22 protein-coding genes are annotated in these 24,036 nt (G+C 67.5%); 12 read left to right on the top strand and 10 right to left on the bottom strand.

The features are described 5' to 3' along the window. The first annotated feature begins 25 nt into the window (after nt 1-25). Nucleotides 26-3,268: an AfsR/SARP family transcriptional regulator gene (locus ABD231_RS36600; RefSeq protein WP_344163036.1), complete on the top strand. Its 3,243-nt coding sequence runs from the start codon at nt 26-28 to the stop codon at nt 3,266-3,268. On the opposite strand, the gene ABD231_RS36595 is transcribed toward ABD231_RS36600, so the two are convergent. From ABD231_RS36595 to ABD231_RS36585, 3 genes are all read right to left on the bottom strand, one after another. Further along, nucleotides 3,255-3,881: a TetR/AcrR family transcriptional regulator gene (locus tag ABD231_RS36595; RefSeq protein WP_344163033.1), complete on the bottom strand. Its 627-nt coding sequence runs from the start codon at nt 3,879-3,881 to the stop codon at nt 3,255-3,257. The two genes, ABD231_RS36600 and ABD231_RS36595, sit on opposite strands and share 14 nt — an antisense overlap. Before the next feature lie 84 nt (nt 3,882-3,965). Then, nucleotides 3,966-4,478 carry a DinB family protein gene (locus ABD231_RS36590; RefSeq protein WP_344163031.1) on the bottom strand — a complete coding sequence of 171 codons (513 nt, stop codon included), beginning with the start codon at nt 4,476-4,478 and terminating at the stop codon, nt 3,966-3,968. Continuing rightward, nucleotides 4,475-5,011 carry a DinB family protein gene (locus ABD231_RS36585; RefSeq protein ID WP_344163028.1) on the bottom strand — a complete coding sequence of 179 codons (537 nt, stop codon included), beginning with the start codon at nt 5,009-5,011 and terminating at the stop codon, nt 4,475-4,477. The genes ABD231_RS36590 and ABD231_RS36585 overlap by 4 nt, the downstream gene beginning before the upstream one ends. Nucleotides 5,012-5,317: 306 nt before the next feature. On the opposite strand from ABD231_RS36585, the gene ABD231_RS36580 reads away from it, so the two are divergent. Next, on the top strand, nt 5,318-6,004 hold the full coding sequence (locus tag ABD231_RS36580; RefSeq protein ID WP_344163025.1) for a DUF433 domain-containing protein: 687 nt from the start codon (nt 5,318-5,320) through the stop codon (nt 6,002-6,004). On the opposite strand, the gene ABD231_RS36575 is transcribed toward ABD231_RS36580, so the two are convergent. Continuing rightward, nucleotides 6,001-6,411, bottom strand: coding sequence for a DUF2000 domain-containing protein (locus ABD231_RS36575; RefSeq protein WP_344163022.1), 411 nt, complete (start codon nt 6,409-6,411; stop codon nt 6,001-6,003). The genes ABD231_RS36580 and ABD231_RS36575 overlap by 4 nt on opposite strands. 78 nt (nt 6,412-6,489) lie before the next feature. Between ABD231_RS36575 and ABD231_RS36570 the strand changes: the two genes are divergently transcribed. Next, entirely contained in the window at nt 6,490-6,939 is a 450-nt protein-coding gene (locus ABD231_RS36570) for an Lrp/AsnC family transcriptional regulator (protein ID WP_344163019.1), read from the top strand. A 4-nt stretch (nt 6,940-6,943) separates the two neighbouring features. On the opposite strand, the gene paaK is transcribed toward ABD231_RS36570, so the two are convergent. Genes paaK through paaI form a run of 3 tightly spaced genes read right to left on the bottom strand, consistent with a single transcriptional unit; the run spans nt 6,944 to nt 9,872 of the window. After that, nucleotides 6,944-8,239 (bottom strand): phenylacetate--CoA ligase PaaK, encoded by a 1,296-nt coding sequence (paaK, locus tag ABD231_RS36565; protein WP_344163016.1) that lies wholly within the window; start codon nt 8,237-8,239, stop codon nt 6,944-6,946. 11 nt (nt 8,240-8,250) lie between these two features. Then, nucleotides 8,251-9,456: a 3-oxoadipyl-CoA thiolase gene (gene pcaF, locus ABD231_RS36560; protein ID WP_344163013.1), complete on the bottom strand. Its 1,206-nt coding sequence runs from the start codon at nt 9,454-9,456 to the stop codon at nt 8,251-8,253. Then, nucleotides 9,453-9,872 (bottom strand): hydroxyphenylacetyl-CoA thioesterase PaaI, encoded by a 420-nt coding sequence (gene paaI, locus ABD231_RS36555; RefSeq protein ID WP_344163010.1) that lies wholly within the window; start codon nt 9,870-9,872, stop codon nt 9,453-9,455. The genes pcaF and paaI overlap by 4 nt, the downstream gene beginning before the upstream one ends. Nucleotides 9,873-9,946: 74 nt before the next feature. On the opposite strand from paaI, the gene paaN reads away from it, so the two are divergent. From paaN to ABD231_RS36515, 8 genes are all read left to right on the top strand, one after another. Then, nucleotides 9,947-11,614, top strand: a complete 1,668-nt coding sequence (gene paaN / locus ABD231_RS36550; protein WP_344163007.1) for a phenylacetic acid degradation protein PaaN — start codon at nt 9,947-9,949, stop codon at nt 11,612-11,614. Next, nucleotides 11,607-12,992, top strand: a complete 1,386-nt coding sequence (locus tag ABD231_RS36545) for a serine hydrolase domain-containing protein (RefSeq protein WP_344163004.1) — start codon at nt 11,607-11,609, stop codon at nt 12,990-12,992. The genes paaN and ABD231_RS36545 overlap by 8 nt, the downstream gene beginning before the upstream one ends. After that, nucleotides 12,989-13,507: a flavin reductase family protein gene (locus tag ABD231_RS36540; protein WP_344163001.1), complete on the top strand. Its 519-nt coding sequence runs from the start codon at nt 12,989-12,991 to the stop codon at nt 13,505-13,507. The genes ABD231_RS36545 and ABD231_RS36540 overlap by 4 nt, the downstream gene beginning before the upstream one ends. Nucleotides 13,508-13,650: 143 nt before the next feature. Beyond that, on the top strand, nt 13,651-14,682 hold the full coding sequence (locus tag ABD231_RS36535; RefSeq protein WP_344162998.1) for a zinc-dependent alcohol dehydrogenase family protein: 1,032 nt from the start codon (nt 13,651-13,653) through the stop codon (nt 14,680-14,682). A gap of 208 nt (nt 14,683-14,890) precedes the next feature. Next, a complete protein-coding gene (locus tag ABD231_RS36530; RefSeq protein WP_344162995.1) occupies nt 14,891-16,168 on the top strand; it encodes an ABC transporter substrate-binding protein in 1,278 nt (425 codons plus the stop codon). 25 nt (nt 16,169-16,193) lie between these two features. Continuing rightward, nucleotides 16,194-17,093, top strand: a complete 900-nt coding sequence (locus ABD231_RS36525) for a carbohydrate ABC transporter permease (RefSeq protein WP_344162992.1) — start codon at nt 16,194-16,196, stop codon at nt 17,091-17,093. Between the two features lie 35 nt (nt 17,094-17,128). Then, nucleotides 17,129-17,989 carry a carbohydrate ABC transporter permease gene (locus ABD231_RS36520; protein ID WP_425554244.1) on the top strand — a complete coding sequence of 287 codons (861 nt, stop codon included), beginning with the start codon at nt 17,129-17,131 and terminating at the stop codon, nt 17,987-17,989. Nucleotides 17,990-18,133: 144 nt separating this feature from the next. Beyond that, on the top strand, nt 18,134-19,756 hold the full coding sequence (locus ABD231_RS36515; RefSeq protein WP_344162985.1) for a hypothetical protein: 1,623 nt from the start codon (nt 18,134-18,136) through the stop codon (nt 19,754-19,756). On the opposite strand, the gene ABD231_RS36510 is transcribed toward ABD231_RS36515, so the two are convergent. Further along, nucleotides 19,753-20,427: a hypothetical protein gene (locus tag ABD231_RS36510; protein WP_344162982.1), complete on the bottom strand. Its 675-nt coding sequence runs from the start codon at nt 20,425-20,427 to the stop codon at nt 19,753-19,755. The two genes, ABD231_RS36515 and ABD231_RS36510, sit on opposite strands and share 4 nt — an antisense overlap. Before the next feature lie 639 nt (nt 20,428-21,066). On the opposite strand from ABD231_RS36510, the gene ABD231_RS36505 reads away from it, so the two are divergent. After that, a complete protein-coding gene (locus tag ABD231_RS36505) occupies nt 21,067-22,863 on the top strand; it encodes a thioredoxin-like domain-containing protein (RefSeq protein ID WP_344162979.1) in 1,797 nt (598 codons plus the stop codon). Between the two features lie 4 nt (nt 22,864-22,867). Here the strand turns inward: ABD231_RS36505 and ABD231_RS36500 are convergent, their stop codons facing one another. Both ABD231_RS36500 and ABD231_RS36495 read right to left on the bottom strand, forming a co-directional pair. After that, on the bottom strand, nt 22,868-23,116 hold the full coding sequence (locus ABD231_RS36500; protein ID WP_344162976.1) for a DUF6458 family protein: 249 nt from the start codon (nt 23,114-23,116) through the stop codon (nt 22,868-22,870). Nucleotides 23,117-23,232: 116 nt separating this feature from the next. Beyond that, the gene (locus ABD231_RS36495; RefSeq protein WP_344162973.1) at nt 23,233-23,997 is read right to left on the bottom strand and encodes a DUF4097 family beta strand repeat-containing protein; all 765 of its coding nucleotides are present in this window, start codon (nt 23,995-23,997) and stop codon (nt 23,233-23,235) included. Nucleotides 23,998-24,036: the final 39 nt, after the last annotated feature.

Raw genomic sequence — 24,036 nt, 5'->3', positions numbered from 1 at the left:
CAAGGCTGGGTAGGTGCGCATAGCGGTGCTCGGTCCTCTCGCGATGTGGGCGGCCGACGGGACTCCGCTCGACGTCCGCGGGGTTCGCCTGCGCGGACTGCTCGCCCGGCTCGCGCTGAGTGCCGGGAAGCCGGTCAGTGTCGAGACCCTGGTCGACGGCCTGTGGGGGACCGCGGCACCCAGTGCCAACGCGCTGCAGTCGCTCGTGTCCCGGTTGCGTGCGAGTCTCCCGGCGACGGAGTCGAGCATCGCGATCCAGTCCGGCCCGGCCGGCTACACACTGACCATCGGTGCGGACTGTGTCGATGCACAGCAGTTCGAAGACCTGGTACGCCGGGGGCGCGCGCTCCTCGGGGCAGATCCGGAGCAGGCGTACACACTGCTCGCCCAAGCCGAGAAGCTCTGGCGTGGTGAGGCCCTCGCGGACCTGCGCGACCTGCCGTTCGCAGCGATCGAGGCGGACCGGCTGACCGAGCTCCGGCTTGGTGCGGCCGAGGACCTCGCCGAAGCCGCGGTCAGCTGCGGCCGAGCCCGCGACCTGATCACCGAGCTCGAGCACCTCGCCGTCACGCATCCACTGCGCGAACGCCTCCACGAGCTGCTGATCCGCGCTCTGTACGCCGACGGCCGCCAAGCCGAGGCCCTGACGGCGTACGAGCGAGTCCGTACGACGCTCGCCGACGAACTCGGCGCGGATCCGGGCACACGGCTGCGTGACGTACATGTCGCGGTCCTGCGCGGAGACGCGGTCGATCCGGTCGCGGTGTCCACGCCCGCGCCGATGCCGGCCGTGCCGCGGAGCAATCTGCGCGCACCGGTCACCAGCTTCGTCGGCCGTCATGAGGATGTCGCCGAGCTCAGCCGGCTGCTCAGCAACGGCACCAGACTCGTCACCATGGTCGGCCCCGGCGGTGCCGGGAAGACCCGGTTGGCGACCGAGACCGGTCGGACCTTGGTGGAGCAGAGCGGTGACGGCATCTGGTTCGTCGAGCTCGCGCCACTCGGTGACGCGGCCGACGTGGCCCCCGCCGTACTGTCGGCGCTGGGAGCCAGCGAGTACGTCGACCTCACGCCACCGTCGAGTCTCGTGCCCAAGCAGCTGCGGGCGAGCCGCGCCGCGACCGACCGTCTGGTCGAGGTGATCGCGGACCGCCGGATCCTGCTCGTGCTCGACAACTGTGAGCACCTGGTCCAGGAGGTCGCCGGACTGGTCGATTCGCTGCTCGCGGCCTGCCCGCGGCTGCGGGTGCTGACCACGAGCCGGGAGCCCCTGAGCATCCTCGGAGAGCACCTCCACCCGGTCGGACCGCTCGGACTCCCACCCGACGCGATGCCGGCGGGAGAGGCGCCGTACGACTATCCGGCGGTACAACTCTTCGTCGACCGGGCTCGCGCGGTGCGGCCGGACTTCGCGTTGACGCCCACCAACTGGGCCGCGGTCGCCGAGATCTGCCGCCGGCTCGACGGGATGCCGCTGGCGATCGAGCTCGCCGCGGCCCGGTTGCGCGCGCTCACTCCGGAGCTGATCGTGGATCGGCTCGCGGACCGATTCCGCTTGCTGACCAGCGGTTCGCGGACGGCGTTGCCCCGGCACCAGACGTTGCGCGCGGTCGTCGAGTGGAGCTGGGATCTCCTCGATGCCGACGAGCAGGCGGTCGCTCGCCGACTCTCGCTGTTCTCCGGTGGGGCCACATTAGAGGCCGCCGAGCAGGTCTGCAGCGACGACGATCTACCGCCCGAGGCGGTCCTCGGCGTACTGGCTTCACTTGTCGACAAATCGCTTGTCGAGGCGGTCGCCGGTGAGCGGTCGGTGCGCTACCGGATGCTCGAGACAGTTCGCGCGTACGGCGCCGAGCAGCTCGCGGCGGCTGGTGAGCGGGATCGGTTCCGGCAGGCGCACACCGAATACTTCCAGCGGTTGCTGCGGAAGGCCTCGCCGAAGCTTCGGACCGGTGCGCAGGTCGAGTGGATCGCCCGGTTGAAGGCGGACCACGACAACCTGACCGACGCCCTCCGTACGGCGATCGATTCCGGTTCGGCGCGGGCTTCCGTGCAGATGGTGTCGGTGCTCGCCGAGCTCTGGAACATGAGCGGCCGTCCGACCGAGGCGGTCGGCTGGATGCGCGCAGCGCTCGCCGTACCGGGGCCGAGCGTGCCGGTCGAGCGGGCGATCACGTTGATGATGCTTGCCTTCGGCACCATGTCCACCGAAGAGGACTCGGAGTCGATGGTCCCCAAGGCGCTGCGTTCGCTGGCCGAGGTCAGGCTGCTGTCGCGGCGGTACCCGACCGTCTGCGACTCGGCCGTCGGCCGGTTCACCAACGCGATGTGGGCAGCGCTCCGGCGGGACACGTCGGCGTCGTTCCTCGAGCTCGAGGCGGCGCGTGATCATCAGGATCCGTGGACGCGGAACATGGCCTCACTGCTGCTCGCGATGTTCCGCGACAACGAGGGCGAGCCCGTCCAGATGGACGCCGATCTGGGTGTCGCACTCGAGGGGTTCCGTGGTCTCGGTGACCGCTGGGGTACGTCGATGGCGTTGCGTGGACTGGCCAGTCTGCAAGCTGCTCGCGGTGAGCACGAGGCTGCGTTGGTCTCGCTCGAGGAGTCGATGAGCCTGTTCGAGGAGCTCGGCACCACCGAAGGGATGGGGCAGCTGCTCGGTTCGGCGGCGATCAGCCGGCTCGAGCTCGGTGATGTCGAGGGTGCCCGGGCAGTTCAGCAGCAGGCACTTCGGATCGCCGAGGAGAACGGCTCCCGCGAAGGCGAGGCGATGTCGCTGTTCGGCTTCTCCCGGATCGAACTGCGGGCCGGCCGGCTCGACGAGGCGAAGGAGCTGGCCGAACGCGCGCGCTCGATGCTCGGCCCAGCGTTCGACCGGGCTCCGCAGGCGATGGCGATGCTGCTGGCCCAAACCGGCCGGATCGATCTGCGGCGCGGCGACCTGGAGTCGGCCAGGACCTTGAGCCGGGAGGCGGTCGAGCTCGCCCTGACCAGTTCGGACATGCCGATCACCGCGGTGGTCGTCGATACCGCAGCCGAGGTCGATCTCGCGTCGGGCGACCACGAGGCGGCCGCACGGACCCTCGGTTTGGGCGCCGCGCTGCGTGGGATGCGGAGCGTGCCGGATGCCGACGTTCGCGCCCTCACCGAGCAGCTCCACGAGCTGCTGGGTGACGACGCGTTCGAGACGGCGTACGGCGCTGGTGCGGCGATGAGGCGCGATGACGCCCTCGCCGAACTGCGCAAGCGGTTCAGCTCGTCATGAGCTGAATCGCCAACTCCTGCAGGGATTTCTGCACCTTCTGCTCGGGCGGCCGCGGGTCGGCGAGCATCCAGTCGTAGATGACTGCGTTGACGGCCCCGAAGAAACTCAGACCGACGAATCGGAAGTCGCGTCGTTCGATCTCGCCCTTGGCTGCGGCACTGTCGCCGAGGTCGCGTACTCCCGCGATCAACAGATCCCGGAACGCGATCCGCTGCTCCTCGACGGCCGGGCTGGTGCCGACCACCTCGACGAACGAAATCCGCGCCCGGCGCAAATCGGCCATGATCGTTTTCAGATAGCTGTCGACCGCAGCAGTGATCCGCTCCTTGACCGGTCGACCGACGGTCTGCCGGATCGCGTCGCCGGTGTTCCGCACGGTCAACTCGATGACTTGCGCGTGCACCGCGAGCAGCACGGCTTCCTTGTTCTGGAACTCGTGGTAGAAGTGCCGCGTGGACACTTTCGCCTGTGTGCACAGGCGTTCCACCGATGTCGCCGGGTACCCTTCGGTCCCGAACAACTCCACCGCGGCGGCCAGTAGTCGCTCTCGGCGCGCTGCCTTCCACTCCTCGACCGATCGCCCGGAATAACGGCGTACGGAGGGTTCCCTCATCACACCTCTTGTCGCTACCCCGTGCCAGATCCCGGACATCCTATCCACCCTTCGGCGCAACAGGAACCGGCACGGGGTCCGACATCAGTTCATCGACTCGTACCCGGTCCCGCCGTCGAGCAGTTCACGGACGATGTCGAGGTGCCCGAGGTGCCGCGCGGTCTCCTCGATGAGGTGACACAGCACGTACCGCACCGAGGCCTGCCCGCTGTCCCGCACGACTGCGCGCTCGACGTCACCAAGGTCCATCGACGCGACCACGGCGTTGGATCGTGCGTTCTCCGCCTCGTACTCGTCAAGCAACTGCGCCAGCGGTACGTGGTCCACCAGCATCTCGGCATCGGGATGCCCATCCGGTGTCCACGGCGTCTGCCCGGTGTCCGGAATCCCAGCAAGATTCTGCTGGAACCACGAGTACTCAACCCACCGCAGATGCGCCACCAGCCCGGCCACATTGGTCAGCGGCGAAGTAGGCAGCACCACGCGATGCGCATCGGCTTCACTCAAGCCTTCACACTTCACCCGCACCAACGAGCGAAGGTGGTCAAGCCAACCAACAAGCTGGGTCCGCTCGTCACCGGTCAGGGGTGGTCTCATGCAATCTCCTCAAGTTTGGTGTAGCCGGTTCGGCCATCGATCAGTTCACGAATGATGTCGAGGTGCCCGACATGGCGGGCGGTCTCCTCGATCATGTGACAAAGCACGTACCGCAACGACGCGGCTTCGCCCTTCGTGGCGTACGGGCCTTGTTCGAGAGTGTCGAGCGAGAGGGCGGCGATCGTCTCGTTGGATCGCCGGCATTCCGCGTCGTACTCGTCGAGGAGCTGGGCGATCGGTACGTCGTCGACCAGCATCTCGGCGTCGGGATGGCCGCCCTCGGTCCACGGGGTCTGGCCGGTGTCGGGGACACCGAGCAGGTTGAGCTGGAACCAGGCGTACTCGTTCCAGCGCAGGTGGGCGACGAGGCCGGCCGGGGTCATCAAGGGCGACGTCGGCACGACGTTGCGGTGGGCATCTTCTTCGGACAGTCCGGTGCACTTCATCCGGACGAAGGAACGCTGGTGATCGAGCCATCCGATCAACTGCTCGCGCTCAGGTGCGGTCAGGGGTGGACGCGGTACGTCGGTCATGCGAAAGCTCCTGTGATGGGGAGCCGCCCGACCTCAGCCGTGGGTACGGCGGACGGGCGGCGCGACGGTTCGGTACGACATCGCACTCACCTCCTTCCGCGTAGGGCAGCACGGTACAACGAGGGGGTGTCGGCGGGCGAAGGATTATTGGAAGCGGATCTGTGCCACTCACCAAGTGCCGTGAACGGGCGATCGCGGCCGAGGGCTGAGCGTGGCGGCGGAGGTGTTGCGCGAGTTGGTGAGTGGGGGCGGTCCGCGCAATGGCAAGCTTGGGGGACAGCGCCCGCCCGCGTGAAGGGGTTCGACGTGGATTCACGGTTTGACCGGCCGTTGTACACGCGTGCCGAGGTGGCGTTGCATCTCGGGTTGCCGGCTACGACGCTTGGGGACTGGTTGCGGTCGGGGGCGTTGGCGGCTGGGGCGGGTGGGCGTGGGGAGCCGACGATCACGTTCGCGGGGCTGGTCGAGACCCACATGTTGCGGCAGCTTCGTCGTACTGGGTTGTCCTTGCAGGCGATCGGCGAGGCCGCGGTGGCATTGCGGTCGCGGGCTGGGCGGCAGTACCCGCTGGCCTGGTCGGGGCTTGCGCATGACGGGCGCGACCTGCTGATCGAGATCGCCGCCGAGGGGCGCGAAGCCGGGTGGGAACGCATCCGCGACAGCCAAGGGGGTCTGCCGGGTGTGCTGCGCCGGGGCTCGGCCGCGATCGGGTGGTCCGATGACGGGTACGCCGCGACGCTGCGACTCGTGATCTACCAGGACATCGACGTCATCGTGGACCCGTCGCAGTCGCGCGGTCAGCCGGTTATCGCCGGCTCCGGCGTTCGCGTCGAGGATGTTCTCGACCGGATTCGCACGGGGGCGTCGTACCGGGAGATCGCCGGAAAGTTCGACCTCGAGGACTTCGAGGTCGAGGCCCTCGTCCGTCCGCACATCCGGCCGCCGGCCTTCCGCAAGTCGCGTTTGCCGGAGCCGCAGGACGCGCTGATCTAGCGGTACAGCGCGAGTGCTCCGGTGAGGGAGTCGACGGCCTGCCGCGGGCCGTGGATCGCGAGGCCGAGGTATTCGACGTCTTCGGGCTTGGTGCCGGCCAACGTGTCGCTCATCTGCTGATAGGTCCTCGCCTGCTGGGCGATCTGGTTCATGTCGTGCACGACGACGTCGTCGCGAGCCGCGGCCTGTGCACGCAACTCGTGAAGCCGTTCCGGCGACGCCTTCAGCACCGGGATCGGGTACGCCGACATGGCAGTGTGCGGATTCCCGCCGGCATCCACGGTGTCGGCCCCGACTGTCTCGGCATGCCGGTGGCCGAGGCCGACCCCGAGCAACGCCGCGGTGTTCAGAGCGACGCCAACCGGGGCGTCGGCGGAAATGATGACCACGATCTTGTTCGTCAGCACAGTCGGAACGTATCCCGACGTACAAGATTTCACCCGCGCAACCGAACATCGTTCGGCAGATCTGCGAAAATCGTGGTCATGGACGAACTTGATACGGCGTTGCTGCGGATCCTGCAGAACGATGCCCGCCGCACCAACCGCGAGATGGCCGCCGAGCTCGGCATCGCCCCGTCCACCTGCCTGGAGCGGATCCGCTCACTGCGCGAGCGCGGGGTGATCAGCGGCTACCACGCCGCCGTCGACCTGAAGGCGATCGACCGCGCCATGCAGGCCATCATCTCGATCAAACTGCGCCCGCAGGCGATGGCCAAGGCCACCGCCTTCCAGGACTACGTGATGCAACTCCCGCAGACCCTCGACATGTTCATGGTCTCCGGCGCCTCCGACTTCCTCGCGCACGTCGCAGTCCGAGACGCCCAGGCACTCCGCGACCTCGTCCTCGACCTCGCCAAACGACAGGAGATTGCCGACATCCGCAGCTCGGTGGTCTTCGAGCACCACCACCGAACCACGGTCCTCCCGCTGTAGAGGGTCAGCGGTTGTCCTTGATGCGTTTCGCCTTGCCCAGTGAGCGTTCCAGGGCGTGTGGGTCGAGGATCTCGACGGTGGCGGTGACGCCGACGCGGTCCTTGATGCGACGGGACAGTACGGCGGCTGCGGTGCTCCGGTCGGTGAATCCGGGGGCGGCCTCGACCTGGACGGTGAGTTCGTCCAGGCGGCCGGGGCGGGTGAGGATGCAGAGGTAGTGCGGGGTGAGGCCGTCGACCTCGAGGATCTGTTCTTCGATCTGAGTGGGGAAGACGTTCACGCCGCGGACGATCATCATGTCGTCGGTGCGGCCGGTGATCTTCTCCATCCGGCGCATGCCCGGGCGCGCCGTACCGGGGAGGAGGCGGGTCAGGTCGCGGGTGCGGTACCGAATGACGGGGAAGGCCTGTTTGGTGAGGGTGGTGAAGACCAGCTCGCCCTCGGAGCCGTCGGGGAGGACCTCGCCGGTGACCGGGTCGATGATCTCGGGGTAGAAGTGGTCTTCCCAGATATGCAGGCCGTCCTTGGACTCAACGCACTCCTGCGCGACGCCCGGGCCCATCACCTCGGACAGGCCGTAGATGTCGACCGCGTGCATGCCGGTGCGTTGCTCGACCTCGGTGCGCATCTGCTCGGTCCAGGGTTCGGCGCCGAAGATGCCGATCCGCAGCTGGGTGTCGCGCGGGTCGAGGCCGCGGCGTTCCATCTCGTCGATGATCGCGAGGAAGTACGACGGGGTGACCATGATGATGCGAGCGCCGAAGTCGCGGATCAGGTCGACCTGTCGCTCGGTCATCCCACCCGAGACCGGTACGACGGTGCAGCCCAGTCGCTCGGCGCCGTAGTGAGCGCCAAGCCCGCCGGTGAACAGGCCGTAGCCGTAGGCAACATGACAGATGTCGCCAGCCCGGCCCCCGGCCGCGCGGATCGAGCGGGCCATCAGATCTGCCCAGGTGTCGATGTCCTGCTGGGTGTACCCGACCACGGTCGGCTGGCCGGTCGTCCCGGACGAGGCGTGCACCCGCGCAACCTGGGACTGCGGTACGGCGAACATTCCGAACGGATAGTTGTCCCGCAGATCCTTCTTACCGGTGAACGGCAGTCGGCTCAGATCGGACAACTCCTGCAGATCACCGGGCGCGAACCCGACCTCGTCCAACGCTGCCCGATAGTGCGGCACGTTCTCGTAGCACCGCCGTACCGTTGCCTGCAGCAACGACAATTGCCGGGACCGGAGCTCGTCGACCGACAGCCGCTCGCCGGGATCGAGCAACTCCTCGGGACACGCATCACCGAGCATCTTCAGTACTCCTAGGGACGGGCTAACAGGGTCGCGATGCCCTGCCCGACGCCGATACACATGGTGGCGAGCGCGTACCCGGCGTCGCGGTGGCGAAGCTCCAGGGCTGCGGTGAGAGCGAGGCGCGCGCCGGACATCCCCAGGGGGTGACCCAGGGCGATGGCGCCGCCGTTCGGGTTGACGTGCTCGGCATCGTCGGGGAGTCCGAGCTCGCGCAGGACGGCCAGCGACTGTGAAGCGAAGGCCTCGTTCAGCTCGATCGCGCCGATATCGGACAGTGCGACACCGGTCCGAGCGAGAAGTTTGCGGGTGGCCGGCGCGGGCCCGATCCCCATGATCCGAGGCGGTACGCCGGCCGTCGCGGTACCGACGATCCGCGCCAGCGGAGTAACGCCGAGCCGCGAGACCATGTCGCCGCTCATCACGAGCAGGGCGGCCGCGCCGTCGTTCATGCCGGACGCGTTGCCCGCGGTCACCGTACCGCCGTCGCGGAACGGCGTTCTGAGTCCGGCCAGGGCTTCGAGGGTGGTCTCGCGCGGGTGCTCGTCGGTGTCGACGACGGTCACCGCACCGCGCTTGCCGGGGATCTCGACCGGCACGATCTCCTCGGCCAACCGGCCGTTCGCCTGGGCCTTGGCTGCGCGCTGCTGACTGCGCAGCGCGAACAGGTCCTGGTCCTCGCGGGAGATGTTGTAGTCGGCGGCAACGTTCTCCGCCGTCTCCGGCATCGAGTCGATCCCGTACTGCGCCTGCAGCACTGGGTTCACGAACCGCCAGCCGATCGTAGTGTCGAACACCTCGGCCTGCCGGGAGAATGCGGTAGTTGCCTTAGGCATCACAAAAGGTGCCCGCGACATCGATTCGACGCCACCGGCGATCAGTACGTCGTTGTCCCCGGCAATGATCGATCGGGCGGCATACGCCAGTGCGTCCAGACCCGACCCGCAGAGCCGGTTGATCGTCGTACCGGGAACCTCGACCGGGAGACCCGCGAGCAGCACGGCCATCCGGGCCACGTTGCGGTTGTCCTCACCGGCCTGGTTCGCACACCCGAGCGCGACATCGTCTATCAGCGCCGGGTCGAGAGTCGAGTGTCGGGCCAGCAGGGACCGGATCGCGTGCGCGGCCAGATCGTCCGGGCGAACGCCGGCCAGCGCACCGCCGTACCGGCCGATCGGGGTCCGGACTCCGTCGACCAAGAACGCCTCGCGCGTCATGCCTGCTCCTCAATGATCGTTCCCGACAACTGGCGGCTGCGGCCGCGGAATTCGGCGATGACGTCGTCGCCGCGGCGGACCGTCACGTCGTAGATCGCGTTCCGGCCGAAGGTGGTGCGCTCGGCCGCCTCGGCGACGAGCAGGTCGCCGAGGTGCGCGGGCGCGACGAAGACGATGTCGCAGGCCTGCGCCACCGTGACCTGGTTCCGGGAGTTGCAGGCGAAGGCGAACGCGGAGTCGGCCAGGCTGAACACGAAGCCGCCGTGCGCGATCCCGTGCCCGTTCACCATGTCGTCGCGGACCGGCATCTCGACCGACGCCGTACCGTCCCCGACCGCGACCAGGCGCATACCCAGGCCGGCGCTGGCGGTGTCCTCCGCCCACATCGCCGCCGCTACGCGGTTCGCCAGATCCATACCGACTTGCCCCTTCGGGTGAGGGTTTGTGACACTCTAGCCCCGATAATGCCTCTGACTGTAACATCGCCAGCATGACCGATCTGCTGGCTGCTCATCGTGACCGTCTCGACGCCGCTCTGACCGCGATCCGCAGTCGCGGCTACCACTCCGCGTTCCCGGAGTCCCCCAGCCCGCGGGTGTACGGCGAGACGGCGGCAGCCGACGGCCAGGCCGCCTTCGAGGCCCACCTCGGTACGACGTTCGCCGTGGAAACCCCCGGGTCCCGCGGCACGGTGGTCACCGAGGAGTCGCCGTTCGGGATCAAACTCGACGTGTCGTACCCGCGGACGGTCGAATCCGGTCTGGACGAGCTGCTCGAGGCGTCGCGCAAGGGACTGACCGCCTGGCGCAACGTGGGGGTCGACGGCCGGACGGGCGTCGTGCTGGAGATCCTGGACCGGCTGCACAAGCGGGTGTTCGAGCTGGCCAACGCCGTTCAGCACACCAGCGGCCAGGCGTTCGTGATGGCGTTCCAGGCCGGTGGCGCGCACGCGCTGGACCGCGCGCTGGAGGCGGTCGCCTACGCGCACGAGGAGATGAGCCGCTACCCGGCCGAGGCGCTCTGGGAGAAGCCGGCCAAGGGCGACCCGATCCGGATGCAGAAGAACTTCACCGTCACCGGCCGCGGCGTCGCGCTGGTGATCGGCTGCAACACCTTCCCGACCTGGAACTCCTGGCCCGGCCTGTTCGCCTCGCTCGTCACCGGCAACGCGGTCGTCGTGAAGCCGCACCCGCTCGCGGTGCTGCCGCTGGCGATCACCGTCGAGGTCTGCCGCGAGGTGCTCGGCGAGGCCGGTTTCGACCCGAACCTGGTCACCCTGGCCGTCGAGAAGGCCGGCGACGGCCTGGCCAAGCCGCTGGCCACCCGGCCCGAGGTGAAGCTGATCGACTTCACCGGGGGCAGCGAGTTCGGCGACTGGCTCGAGCAGAACGCCACCCAGGCGAGTGTCTTCACCGAGAAGGCCGGCGTGAACGCAGTCATCATCGACTCCACCGACGCCTTCAAGGCGCTGACCGGGAACCTGGCCTTCACGCTCGCCCTGTACTCCGGCCAGATGTGCACCACCACCCAGAACCTGTTCATCCCGGCCGGCGGGATCGAGACCGACGAGGGGCACAAGTCGTTCGAGGAGGTCGGCGCCGGGATCGCCGGTGCGATGGGCAAGCTGCTCGGCGACGATGCCCGCGCGGTCGAGATCCTCGGTGGCATCGTCAACAACGCGGTCATCAGCCGCCTCGACCTGGCCGGCGAGTACGGCGACGTCGTACTGGAGTCGCGGGCGATCAAGCACCCGGCCTTCCCGGATGCCGTGGTCCGGACGCCGCTGCTGGTCGCGCTCGAGGCCAAGGACACCGATGTGTACGGGCGCGAGTGCTTCGGGCCGGTGTCGTTCCTGGTCAAGACCGCGGACACCGCGGAGTCGATCGAGCTGTTCCAGCAGACCGTCACCGAGGGTGGCGCGATGACGGCGGGCATCTACTCGACCGATGCCGGTGTCCTCGACCAGGCCCGCGAGGCCGCGCTGGACGCAGGGGTCGCGCTGTCGGAGAACCTGACCGGTCCCGTGTTTGTGAACCAGTCGGCTGCGTTCAGTGATTTTCACGGCACTGGAGCCAACCCGGCAGCGAATTCGACCTATACCGACGGCGCATACGTTGCGAGCCGCTTCCGGGTCATTCAGTCTAGGCGTCATGCCTGACGCTTTGGATGCCGCCAACCTTCGCGAAGCTCTTACCTACTACGACCGCTGGCTGGCGTTCAACCAGCGCTACCAGCGGGTGCCTGGAGTTCAGACTGCTGTCCACGCCGCGGACGGGATCGCCTTCTCCGCGGCGTACGGCCTGGCCGACGTCGAAAACGCCGTACCGCTGACCGAGTCCCACCTGTTCCGGATCGCCTCGCACTCGAAGACCTTCACGGCGACGGCGATCTTCCAGCTGGTTGAGCAGGGGCGTGTGCGGCTCGACGACGCGGCCGCGCAGCATGTGACCGAGCTGGTCGGTACGCCGCTCGGTGAGCGCACGGTCCGCGAGTTGCTCGCGCACTCCGGTGGCGTGACGCGGGACAGCGGCGCGGCGGACTGGTGGCAGTTGGCGACGCTCTTCCCCGATCGGGATCAGCTGCTCGCCGTACTGCGGGATTCGGGTGCTGCGGTGTTGCCCGAGAACGACCGCTTCAAGTACTCGAACATCGGCTACGGGTTGCTCGGACTCATCATCGAGGCTGCGAGTGGTACGTCGTACAACGCGTTCGTGCAGACCGGGATCGTCGACAAGCTCGGGCTGAGTGGGCTCGGGCCGGAGCTGGATCCGGCCCGGCTCGGTGAATACGCGGCCGGGCACAGCGCGCTCTCGTACGCCGAGACGCGGGTGCCGATCGAGCATGTCGACACCCGGGCGCTGGCGTCCGCGACCGGGTTCTTCGGGAACGCTCGTGACCTGGTGACGTATTTCTCCGCGCACTTCCCCGGTGACGAGCGGCTGCTGTCGGACCGCTCGAAGCGTGAGATGCAGCATCCGCTCTGGAAGGCGGGCAAGGACGACGGCGTGCGGTACGGGCTCGGTCTGCAGGTGACGAAGATCGGTGAGCGGGATTACTTCGGGCACGCCGGCGGCTACCCGGGGCACATCACCAAGACCTTCGTCGACGGTTCGCGCCGGCTGGCGATCTCCGTGCTGACCAACGCCATCGACGGTCCGGCAGCCCAGCTCGCCGAGGCTGGTCTGAAGCTGATCGACCTGGCCTCGTCGAAGGATCGTGGTGACGCGGCCGGGCTGCACCGCTTCGTCGGCCGCTACGCCAACCTGTGGGGCGTCACGGACATCACCGTCCTCGGCGGTCGGCTGTACGCGATCGACCCGACCGACACGGACCCCGCCGACGACCCGCAACCGCTCGAAGCCGACGGCGATCGCCTGCGCGTCACGGGTGGATCTGGGTACGGCGCGTACGGCGAGTCCTACGGGTTCACGTTTGATTCAGATGGGGCTGTGGAGTCGGTGCGCGGATCCAGCGGACTGCTCATGCACCCCATCGACCGGTTCGCCCTACCCGCCCGGGTTACCGTGCAGGAGTGACGATCCACGGCGACCACCCGTTTCTGCCGCCCGAGTCCGAGCGCAGTCCGGTACGCCGGCTGCGCGGGCGGTTGCCGTCACCGGTCGGTCTCTGGACCACATCGTACGGCGGGAAGCGGGCGGGGCTGACGGTCTCGTCGATGCTGATCGCCGACGGGGAACCCGGGTTCGTGATCGGCCTGATCGACCCGGACTCGGACCTCTGGGAAACGTTGCACAAGGCAAGGACCGCCGTGGTGTCCCTACTCGGCGGTCCACACCAGCAACTAGCCGACGCCTTCGGCTACGTCGCGCCCGCTCCCGGCGGCCCGTTCCGGATGATCGACTGGACCGACACCGACTGGGGCCCGGCCCCTGCAGGCGTCTCCACCTGGGCCGGCTGCACCCTCGTCACCCCCGACCCACCCGAGATCGGCTGGGCCCTCCAAGTCCAACTCGAGATAGCCCACGTCGAGCTGGCGACCGACGACGTACCGCCCCTCATCCACCGCCGAGGCCGCTACACCACCCTCTAACCGCCCCGGCCATCAGTGGTGGCAGGAGACAGGCAACGGCGGCCGGAGCCCTGTGGCACCAAGTCTCCGGCAGGTAGTTCGTGTCTCACGCCACCACTGGTGGCGCGGGGCGAGGGGGTGGGCGGCTGTGGTGTAGTGGGGAGATGCGAGCGACCACGATTCATGCGCCGTACGACATCCAGCTGACCGAGGTGCCGGACCCGAAGATCGATGGGCCGACTGATGCGCTGGTGCGGGTTGTTGCCTCGTGCATCTGTGGGTCGGACCTGTGGCCGTATCGGGGGGAGAACAAGATCCGGCCGGGGAGCCGGATCGGGCATGAGTTCGTGGGAGTCGTCGAGGAGATCGGCGCCGACGTGCGGACGGTCAAGCCGGGGGACTTCGTGATCGCGCCGTTCGTGGTCAGCGACGGGACGTGTGCGCACTGCCGGGCCGGCTTCCAGACCGCGTGCGAGAACCTGGTCGGCTACGGCAGCAAGCAGGCCGACGGCGGTCAGGGCGAGTACGTGAAACTCCCGTACGCCGATGGCACGCTGGTCACGACTCCGGAACCGCCGGACGAGTCGATGATTCCGTCGCTGCTAACGCTTTCCGACGTGATGGGGACCGGCTGGCACGCGGCTCGGTCCGCGAGAGTGAAGGCTGGCGACACGGTGGTCGTGGTCGGCGACGGTGCGGTTGGACTGTCCGGCGTACTGGCGGCCGCACGAATGGGTGCCGAGCGGGTGATCGCGCTGTCGCGGCACGAGTCGCGGCAGCAGTTGGCGGTCGAGTTCGGTGCCACGGACATCATTTCGGAACGCGGTGACGAGGCGCGGGACGCCGTACTGGCTCTGACCGATGGTGTCGGCGCCGACGCGGTGCTCGAGTGTGTCGGGACCGGGCAGTCGATGGAGACCGCGTTCGACGTGGCGCGGGCCGGGGCCACGGTCGGGTTCGTCGGCGTACCGCATGGGGTCGAGGTTCCGATCGGGACGATGTTCCGGCGCAATGTCGGCCTGGCCGGTGGGATGGCGCCGGTGCGGGCGTACCTGCCGGAGCTGATGGCCGACGTACTGGCCGGGGAGATCAACCCCGGGAAGGTCTTCGATCTGGACCTGCCGCTGGCCGAGGTCGCGGACGGGTACAAGGCGATGCACGAGCGCCGGGCGATCAAGGTGCTCCTTCGCCCATAACGCTCTGTGGTCACGCAATAACCGACAAAAACGCGCGAAACCGCTCGTATGGTCTCGCTCTCACAGCAGTTGTGCGGTGCGATGACGGTTGCGCAACGCGCTCGCGCGCAGCGTTGACACCGGGGTTCGGGATGCCCAGAGTGGGGCGGTGTCAAGGGGGCATCGTTGTCATCGGCGGCGCCACAACTGCTTGATCGGAGAGTGGAAAATGCGTGGTGGTCTGAGCAAGACCTTCGCGGTGCTGGGCGCGGCGGGTCTTCTCGCTGTCAGCGCCTGTGGCAACAGCGACGACGGCGGTGGCAGCGGGAACACCGCCAGCAAGGACGTCACCGTCTTCACCTGGTGGGCCGACGGCGGCGAGAAGGCTGGTCTGGACGGCCTGGTGTCGGTGTTCAAGACCGACTGCAAGGACTACAACTTCGTCAACTCGGCGGTTGCCGGTGGCGCCGGTTCGAACGCGAAGCAGGTGCTGGCCAACGACCTGCAGGCGGGTAAGCCGCCGTCCACCTTCCAGGCGCACGCCGGGGCGGAGCTGAAGGACTACATCAACGCCGGTCAGGTCGACGACGTCAGCGGGCTGTACAAGGACTTCGGTCTGGACAAGGCTTTCCCGCAGAACCTGATCGACCAGCTGACGGTCGACGGCAAGATCTACTCGATCCCGGCCAACGTCCACCGCGCCAACGTGGTGTGGGCGAACCCGGAGGTCCTGAAGAAGGCGCAGATCGACGGCAGCAAGGCACCGGCCACCGTCGACGCCTGGATCGCGGACCTGACCAAGCTGAAGAACGCCGGGGTCAAGGCGCCGCTCGCCGTCTCCAAGGGCTTCGCCCAGGAGATGCTGGTCGAGGCTGTGCTGCTCGGCGAGCTGGGCACGGACACCTTCAACGGTCTGTGGGACGGCAAGACCGACTGGGCCGGTGCGAACGTGACCGCCGCCCTGAACAAGTACAAGACGCTGCTGAGCTTCACCAACGTCGACCGCGAGGGCATCGACTGGCCGGACGCGCTGCAGTACGTGAACAAGGGCCAGGCCGGCTACACGCTGATGGGTGACTGGGTCGCCGCGCAGCAGCTCGCCGACAAGGTGCCGGACTCGGCCTACACCTACTTCCCGTCGCCGGGTACCGCGGGCACGTTCCAGTTCCTGGCCGACTCCTTCACGCTGCCGACCAACGGGCAGAACCCCGAAGGCACCAAGTGCTGGCTGAAGACCGTCGGCTCGGCCGAGGGCCAGAAGGCGTTCAACACCAAGAAGGGTTCGATCCCGGCCCGCTCGGACGCCAACGCGGCCGACTACCCGAAGTACCAGCAGGTCGCGATGGCCGACTGGAAGAAGGACAAGATCGCGGGCTCCTGCGCCCACGGCTCGGCCTGCTCCGCCGGTCAGAACAACGACATCCTGTCCGCGCTGAGCCAGTTCAGCGGTGCCCAGGACGTCGCGAAGCTGCAGACGGCGCTCGGTACCGCGATGAAGACGAGCTGATGCACAGCGAGTTGGGGATCTGAGCATGTACGGAAGAATCCGGACCTGGGGCCCTGGCGCCCTGGTGCTGTTGCCGACCGTGCTGCTGCTCGGGTACTTCGTCTACGGGTTGATCGCGTGGTCGTTCAACACGTCGCTGACCGATCGGCACACGGCCCGCAAGGGCCCGGCCGACTACGTCGGCTTCGAGAACTACGCGAATCTGTTCGGTGAGGAGCGGTTCCTCAACTCGCTGAAGAACCTCGGCGTGCTCACGGTGGCGTTCATCGTGGGCACGCTGATCTTCGGCCTGCTCTGGGCCCTGCTGCTGGAGAAGGGCGTCCCGGGCGAGAGCATCTTCCGGTCGGTCTTCCTGTTCCCGATGGCGGTCTCGATGATCGCCTCGGGCGTGGTCTGGGCCTGGTTGCTGAACCCGTCCCAGGGCGACGACGCCCGCGGACTGAACCGGCTCTTCGGGATTCTGCATCTGAACTTCCTGGAGAATCCGTGGTGGACCGCCGGCAGCCGGTGGACCACGATGGCATCGATCGCGCTGCCCGCGGTCTGGCAGCTGTCCGGCTACATCATGGCGCTGTTCCTGGCCGGCTTCCGCGGCATCCCGAACGAGCTGCGCGAGGCGGCCCGGGTGGACGGCGCCTCGGAGTTCAAGCTCTACCGGCACGTGCTGTTCCCGCAGCTGTCCCCGATCGCGCTGTCGGCGCTGATCATCCTGGGGCACATGTCGCTGAAACTGTTCGACCTGATCTACGCGATCACCGGGCCGAACCAGTTCCGCACCGAAGTCCCCGCGGTCTACATGTGGAACACCTTGTTACGCAGTGACCAGGCCAAGGCGGCGGCGATCGCGATCGTGCTGCTGGCGTGTGTCGCGGTACTGGTCATCCCGTACGTCGCGTACACCGTTCGGCAGGAGGCAGAAGAGTGAGCGCCGCAGATGCGACCGGTTCGGCCGCGGCGGCAATCCGTCGTACGCCGAAGAGCCGCGGGGTGATCGCGGACGGTTCCACGCGCAAGAGCCGGACCGTGCGCTACATCCTGCTGATCCTGTTCCTGCTGTTCGTGCTCACGCCGGTCTACGTCGTGGTCATCACCAGCTTCAAGACCTCGCAGGACACGACGGCTGCCGCGCAGTGGTCGTTGCCGGAGACCTGGACGCTGGAGCCGTGGCGCAAGGCGTGGGACGTCCTACAGCCGTACATGATCCGCTCGCTCACGCTGGCGATCCCGTCCGCGATCATCGCGTCGATGATCGGTTCCGCGAACGGGTTCGTGCTGGCCCGCTGGCGGTTCCCAGGCGCGAACCTGGTGTTCGCGTTCATCCTGTTCGGGATGTTCATCCCCTACCAGGCGGTGATGCTGCCGCTGCGCACGACGTTCACCGAACTGGACGTCACCCGCGGAGTGCCGACGCTGATCATCGCGCACTGCATCTACGGCATCCCGATCTGCACGCTGATCTTCCGCAACTACTACGCGACCATCGTCCCGACGGAGATCATCGAGTCGGCCCGCGTGGACGGCGCCGGCCTGATCCAGACCTACGCCCGGATCATCCTGCCGATCTCGATCTCCGGTTTCGTCGTCACGCTGATCTGGCAGTTCACCTCGGTCTGGAACGATTTCCTGTTCGCCCTGTTCCTCACCCAGCAGAACAACGGCCCGGTGACACTGGGGCTCGCGGCCCTGTCCGGCGGCCAGAAGGTCGACTACGCGGCCAGTATGGCGGGCGCCCTGATCACGTCGTTCCCGACGCTGATCGTCTACATCGTGCTCGGCCGCTGGTTCATCGGCGGCCTGATGGCCGGAGCGTTGAAGGGCTGAGGTATGTCGTGGTGACGGTCCGTACATCTTTCCCGTTCGGATGTACGGGCCGTTGTCATGTGCTCACGGCGTGTCTCAATAGTTGTCCACAGGACGCGCGCATGGGCCTGCGGCGAGTTAGGCGTGGACTGTAATCTCACGAAGGTGACCAAGTCACCCCGAGGGCGAGACGGACGGCGCAGCCACCTGCGGCTCGTCGATTCGAACCCGGATCCCACCCAGGCTCCCGCGGCCGGCGTCGACGTCGACACGACGCCGAGTGTCGCCGTGCTCGAGACCCTGCTGGAGACGCTGACCCTCGACCTGGCCGCCGCCCCGCGCAGTCTGCACCCGGTGATCGCCGAGGCCTCGGTGGCCCGGTCCGCCGCGATGCTCGCCGACCAGCTCTGGCCGGCCGGACGCCCGGACGAGATCGGTGAGGTCGAGCGGTTCTTCTGGGCCGACGCCGCGCGAGTGCTCGGCGAACGGCGTGACCCCGAGTCTTTCCAACTGCTCACCTCGCTGGCCCGCACGGTCGGACCGGCCGGGCGGTTGCCGCTGCAACGCGCGCATCTGTCCCGGTTGCGCACCGAGGACGAGGTACCCGACTGGGTGACGCGGATCGCCGGTTTCCGGCTGACCAGCGCGATCGTGTCCGAGGACATCACCGGCGACGGACTGAGCGTCGTACTGGATTATGACGACGAACAGCATCCGCACACCGTCGTAGTCTTCATCGACAACAACATCGGCGCCATCGTGAAGGACGTCTTCGTCGGCCCACCGGTCGACCGCGTGCTGGACGCGTACCAACGCGGCGGCCGCGTCACGATCCGCACCGTCCGCCCCGCAACCGCGGCCGGCATCATCCTGCAGGCACTCGGCGAAACCAACGATTACGACGACCCACCCGTGACCGAGGACTTCGAGTTCTTCTCGGCCCTGCTGGTGAATCGCCTCACTCAGTTGCCCGAACGCCCCATCCGCCCGCCGATCCGCCCCCTGCTCTCACCGCGCCAGCGCGACCAACTGGTCGACGAGTTCCTCGACTCCTCGTTCGCTTTTGAGCTCCCCGACGATGCAGCCGATATCGTCCGCCTCTGGATCGACCACGCCGTCGATCACACAGTCGGCGGTCCGCTGCGAGTGAGCGCCGTACTGGTCGAACTCTTCCTGGCCCACTGGCTACCCCGCAAGGTCCTTGCCGACAGCACCTACTTCGCCGCCGTACCCACCGTCGTCAAAGCCTGGCTCGCCCACGCCGGCGACCGCACCCAACTGGCCCTGGACGTAGTCGAAGAAGCCGTCGACGCCGTAGACGTCTGGACCCCAGCCCTGGAAGCCGCCGCCATCATCGACCCGGTCGGCGAACGCGTCTTCCTCGACGACACCACCAGCGACCTGGAAGACGCCTACCGAGCCCTCTCCGGCCTGGGTTCCCCACCCCAACCAGACCTCCAAGGCCTCGACAAGTCCCAAGCCGCCACCCTCTCCGTCCTAGCCCCCCACGCCTGGCTCATGGCCGGCGAAACCCTAGGCACCGCCTACGCCCCCGACGCCTTCGACATCGCCGAACGCCTAGTCCGAGACGCCCCCGACTTACTGGCCAAAGCCCGCCTCTCCACCTGGCCCCGAGCCATCGTCTGGCTCCTGGCCCACCGCCACCGCCTGGTAGGCCCCGGCGAACCCCTAACCCCCTACTCCCTGGCCACCGACCTGGCCTCGTCCCCCGCCACCCTCCGCAAAACCGCCAAGCTCCTGACCGACACCTTGATCCTCCCGCGCTAGCCGTTCAGCTGGTGCTCCACCCGGTGGCGGATGTACCCATCCGGGTGGGACCGCGCTATCGCCACGGCCGCGTCCACCAAGTCATGAAGTTCCGGCGGGTAGAACGACTTCCAGAGAGGCAGTCCGGGGAGGATCGAGCGCCGCACGTCGAGATGCTCATTGGCCACGAACTCCCGCAGCGCGGCCGCGTTCCAGTCGACTTTGAGGACCGAGCGGTCGTCGGATTCGGGGTGGCCGGGATTCTGCGCCTGCACCAAGGGCATCTTCAGGCCTATGTCTGACCAGTACCAGGCTCGTGCGGCACCAGCACGCTCAGCGTCGGTTCCGGTGCGCAAGTACCCGAGAAGGGCTGCCCGGACACGCCGTCGCCCGAATGCGTTGAGTGCCGGCTCGACGAAGTGCCGATTGAAGCTGGGATCGGGGTCGTGGACGGCAGCCTTGAGCAGTACGTCGAAGGATGCCGTCGGCAGGCTGATCCCGCCACGGCAGGCCCGAAAGAGGGCTGTCCGGACGTTACGTACCCAGTCGTGCCGATCACCGGCCGGATCCGGGGCGAGCCCGAGTGTGGTGACGACGTCCGCAAGGCATTCGAAGAACATCTCCGGGTGATGTGGCGTACGGTCCGGCAGCGCTTCGAACACCTTGGAGGTCTGTGCATCGTCGCTGTCCACAGCCACATTCAACCGCACGAGGAGACGGCCAGCCGGGTGCCGGATCGCCCTCCGCAGCAGCCGCCTTGCGCGCGCCCACCCAACCGTGTTCATCGCGTCGTGCAGCACCAACCCACCACCTCAGCCATCGGGTGCAACACCCGCGGCACTCCCACCCCACACAACCGCGGTTCAGCAAGCCGCGGGCACGCGACGGAGGAGCGCGCGTGTCCCGGAGCGAGGGCTGCGGCGATGGCGGACCTGCAGGCCATCACAATCGCGACTCACCCACAGCGCGCCCGCTCAAACACACTGCGCCAACACAGTTGTGATGGCCCTGGCGTCCGCGATGACGATCAGCCACGACGGCCCGCGCGACCGCCCCAGCCTCTCGAGGGCGGCACCTCGGCACGCCCCACCCCACACAACCGCGGTTCAGCAAGCCGCGTGTCCGCGACGGAGGAGCGGGCGGGAGCGGCGGCGGTTGCGAATGGACGGTTGGCGGAAGGTGTTGTTGTGAGGAAGCGGCGGCAGCCGCGTGGACGGGTGGGCGGGGCGTGCGGGGCGGGTAGCACGCGACGGAGGAGCGCGCGTGCCCCGGAGCGGGGTGCTCACCGCGGTGGGTGGGTGCCCGGAGCGTGGGCGCGGGGTGGAGGGTGAATGGGGGCGAGCGATACTGGATGTATGCATGTGCGTGCGCCGGAGCTCAAGGGTCGTGGGTGGTTGAACACCGGGGGACGGGAGTTGGCTTTGGCTGACTTTCGGGGGCGGTTTTTGCTCCTCGATTTTTGGGCGTTTTGTTGCGTGAACTGTTTGCACGTGTTGGACGAGTTGCGGCCGTTGGAGGAGAAGTACGGCGACGCGCTGGTGATTGTGGGGGTGCATTCGCCGAAGTTTGCGCATGAGGGGGAAGAGGCGGCGGTTCGGGCCGCGGTGGAGCGGTATGAGGTGGGGCATCCGGTGCTGGATGATCCGGAGTTGGTGACTTGGCAGAACTACGCGGCGCGGGCTTGGCCGACGTTGGTGTTGGTGGATCCCAACGGGTACATCGTGGCGCAGTACTCGGGTGAGGGGCATGCGCATGCGTTGGATGCGTTGCTGGCGGAGCTGATCGCTGAGCACGAGGCTGCCGGCACGTTGACGCGGGGGAAGTCGCCGTACGTCGCTCCTGAGCCGGAGTGGTCGGAGTTGCGGTTCCCGGCGAAGGTGATTGCCTTGGACAACGGGAATCTGCTGGTGGCCGATGCGGGGAACCACAGCATCGCGGAGCTTCAGGCTGACGCAGAGACGTTGGTACGGCGGATTGGCACCGGGCAGCGGGGTTTCGCGGACGGGGTGCAGGCGAGTTTCTCGGAGCCGAATGGGTTGACGCGGCTGCCGGTTGAGATCGCTGAGCAGGTTGGGTACGACGTGGTCGTGGCGGACACCGTCAACCACGCGCTGCGCGGGATCGACCTGGCGAGCGGTGAGGTCAGCACGCTCGTTGGGACCGGCAAGCAGTGGATGGATGGCGACAGCACCGACGTACTGAGTTCGCCGTGGGATGTCGCGTGGTTCCAGGACAAGGTGTGGATCGCGATGGCGGGCGTTCACCAGTTGTGGACGTTCGATCCGATCACGAAGGTCACCGAGGTGGCAGCTGGAACGACGAATGAGGGGTTGAAGGATGGTGAGCCGCGCGAGGCGTGGTTCGCGCAGACGAGTGGGCTGGCGGTGGATGGGGATCGGCTTTGGCTGGCCGACTCGGAGATCTCGGCGCTGCGGTGGATCGACAGTGAGGTGCACACTGCTGTCGGGACCGGGTTGTTCGATTTCGGGCTGCGGGACGGGAAGGCGAGCGAGGCGTTGCTGCAGCACCCGCTCGGGGTGACCGTGCTGCCGGACGGTTCGGTGGCGATCGCCGATACCTACAACGGCGCCGTACGGCGGTATGACCCGCGTACCGACACTGTCGACACGATGGCGACCGAGCTCGCCGAACCGAGCGGTGCTGTTGTTGTGGGCAACGAATTGCTGGTGGTGGAGTCGGCCGCGCATCGGTTGACCCGGATTCCGCTCGGGGCGTCGGCGACGGCGTCCGAGTTCAGCACGCGGACGCAGCGACCGCCGATGGACATCGCGGCCGGCGAGGTGACGCTCGAGGTGGTGTTCACGCCGCCGCCCGGTCAGAAGCTCGACAACCGGTACGGTCCGTCGACGCGGCTTCTGGTCTCGTCGACCCCCGACACGCTCCTGCGCGAAGGTGCCGGCGACTCCACCGATCTGGTCCGGCGACTTGTGATCGACGAGCGCGTAGGCGACGGCGTACTGCATGTCGCAGTGCAGGCCGCGTCCTGTGATGACTCGGATGCGGTCGAGTTCCCCGCTTGCCACATGCATCGGCAGGACTGGGGTGTGCCGGTCCGCGTCACTGCTGACGGACCGGCACGGTTGCAGTTGGTGCTGTCAGGCGGCTGAGCGCCTACTCCTTGATGTCGCGGTGGTGCTCCTCGACGACCCGGTACTCCTCTTCGATGGCCGGGTCGATGGCGTCCGTCTCCACCCGGCGCCGCCGGTTCGTGATGTAGAACGACAGCACGATTCCAGCCGCTCCGGCCAGCAGCAGGATGTAGCCGACCACCTGCAGGTTCACCGCATCCCAGGTGTCCCGGACCGCGAACGCGAAGATCGCGCCCACCACCATCAGAAAGATCCCCACACCGATGCTCATCCGAGCCTCCTAGTGAAGTACGTCCTGCTCAAGACGCTACTCCGTGCGCACTCTGTAATCCATCACTTGTCAGACACGCCACCAGTACCCCACCAGAAACACCCACAAGCCTCGATCTAGTTGTGGCGGAGGTCGATGTCTCCGCTGACGGTGGTGGCCGTCAAACTGTGGGTGGCGGCCGAGTCGTTGCCCAAGGTGTTTTCGACCTCGCCGGAGCGGGTGTTGGTGGTTACTCGGTAGCCGGTGGGGGCGGTGATTTCGACGTCGCCGCTGGTGCCCTTGACCCGGATGTCGTTGGCTTCGGTCAGGTCCAGGCCGATGTCGCCGGAGGAGGTCTCGATGTCGATCGGGCCGCCGCGCAGTCCGTCGGCGTCGATGTCGCCGGAGTTGGCTTTGATGTTCAGGCGGCCGGTGAGGTTCTGGATGGAGACGTCGCCTGAGGTCAGGTCCAGTTTCACGTCGCCGGTGACGTCGTTGAGGTCTACCTCGCCGGAGCGGGAGGTGGCGTCGACGCCGGCTACTCCGGTGAAGGAGAGGTCGCCGCTGCCGTTCTCGCCGACGACCTTGGTACCGCGTGGGACGGTCACCTCGTAGTCGGCGCTGCAGTTCCAGCCGCAGTCGCCGTCGAGTTTCAGAGTGCTGCCGTCGACCGAGTAGGCGTCGCTGCGCTTGAAGAACCAGAAGTGGCGCATCTGCTTCACCGTCGTGGTGTCGTCGTCGGAAACCTTGATGTTGATGTCGGCGTTGTCGGCCGCCAGCCGCACCGTGTCGATCTTGGCGTCGATGCGGTGCTCGTCGTCACTGTCTCTTCCCCCGAACTGCCATAACCCGACGCCGGCCGCGATCACCAGCACCACGACCCCCAGCTGCCTGCTCTCCATCGTCCGCCTCCCAGCGTGTCAGCCTCGACCGTAGGCTGC

It is taken from the genome of Kribbella yunnanensis (assembly GCF_039529655.1).
GTDB lineage: Bacteria > Actinomycetota > Actinomycetes > Propionibacteriales > Kribbellaceae > Kribbella > Kribbella yunnanensis.
Note: the sequence above shows the minus strand (reverse complement) of the source record. Positions and strands in the feature narration are given on the sequence as shown.

Bases quoted from the DNA above. Each gene is read 5' to 3' on its own strand.
- ABD231_RS36595 (WP_344163033.1), bottom strand. From the start codon at position 3,881: ATGAGGGAACCCTCCGTACGCCGTTATTCCGGGCGATCGGTCGAGGAG.
- ABD231_RS36590 (WP_344163031.1), bottom strand. From the start codon at position 4,478: ATGAGACCACCCCTGACCGGTGACGAGCGGACCCAGCTTGTTGGTTGG.
- ABD231_RS36585 (WP_344163028.1), bottom strand. From the start codon at position 5,011: ATGACCGACGTACCGCGTCCACCCCTGACCGCACCTGAGCGCGAGCAG.
- ABD231_RS36570 (WP_344163019.1), top strand. From the start codon at position 6,490: ATGGACGAACTTGATACGGCGTTGCTGCGGATCCTGCAGAACGATGCC.
- paaK (WP_344163016.1), bottom strand. From the start codon at position 8,239: ATGCTCGGTGATGCGTGTCCCGAGGAGTTGCTCGATCCCGGCGAGCGG.
- pcaF (WP_344163013.1), bottom strand. From the start codon at position 9,456: ATGACGCGCGAGGCGTTCTTGGTCGACGGAGTCCGGACCCCGATCGGC.
- paaI (WP_344163010.1), bottom strand. From the start codon at position 9,872: ATGGATCTGGCGAACCGCGTAGCGGCGGCGATGTGGGCGGAGGACACC.
- paaN (WP_344163007.1), top strand. From the start codon at position 9,947: ATGACCGATCTGCTGGCTGCTCATCGTGACCGTCTCGACGCCGCTCTG.
- ABD231_RS36545 (WP_344163004.1), top strand. From the start codon at position 11,607: ATGCCTGACGCTTTGGATGCCGCCAACCTTCGCGAAGCTCTTACCTAC.
- ABD231_RS36535 (WP_344162998.1), top strand. From the start codon at position 13,651: ATGCGAGCGACCACGATTCATGCGCCGTACGACATCCAGCTGACCGAG.
- ABD231_RS36530 (WP_344162995.1), top strand. From the start codon at position 14,891: ATGCGTGGTGGTCTGAGCAAGACCTTCGCGGTGCTGGGCGCGGCGGGT.
- ABD231_RS36525 (WP_344162992.1), top strand. From the start codon at position 16,194: ATGTACGGAAGAATCCGGACCTGGGGCCCTGGCGCCCTGGTGCTGTTG.
- ABD231_RS36505 (WP_344162979.1), top strand. From the start codon at position 21,067: ATGGGGGCGAGCGATACTGGATGTATGCATGTGCGTGCGCCGGAGCTC.
- ABD231_RS36500 (WP_344162976.1), bottom strand. From the start codon at position 23,116: ATGAGCATCGGTGTGGGGATCTTTCTGATGGTGGTGGGCGCGATCTTC.
- ABD231_RS36495 (WP_344162973.1), bottom strand. From the start codon at position 23,997: ATGGAGAGCAGGCAGCTGGGGGTCGTGGTGCTGGTGATCGCGGCCGGC.